1 protein-coding gene is annotated in these 382 nt (G+C 18.6%); it reads left to right on the plus strand.

Translation table 11 applies throughout. From position 1 onward, the window contains the following. Positions 1–207 (plus strand): hypothetical protein (locus ACR6JA_RS22155; protein WP_494599536.1); only part of this gene is annotated, 207 nt, incomplete at its 5' end. Between the last annotated feature and the right edge of the window lie 175 nt (positions 208–382).

Consider the following 382-nt stretch of genomic DNA (forward strand, 5'->3'; position numbering starts at 1 on the left):
AAAAAAAACCCCAAAAACCAAACACAAAAAAAAAAAATAATTAAAAACAAAAAAAAAAAAAAAAAAACAGACACAAAAAAAAAAAAAAAAATATATAAAACAAAAATAAAACAAAAACACAACCCCAAAAAACAAAACCTAAAAAAAATAAAAAAAAAAAAAAGAAACAAAAAAAAAAAAAAAAAAACAAAAAAAATAATACAATAAAAATAATAAATAGAATTTTATAATAATAAAACAAAAAAAAAAAAAAAACAAAGCAAAAAAAAAAAAAAAAAAAAAAAAAAAAAAAACCCAAAACAACCAAACCCCCCACCCAACCCCCCACCCCCAAAAAAAAAACCAACCACAAGAAAAACAACATAAAAAAAAAAACCACCAA

The sequence above is a fragment of the Cedecea sp. B1(4) genome (genome assembly GCF_059414925.1).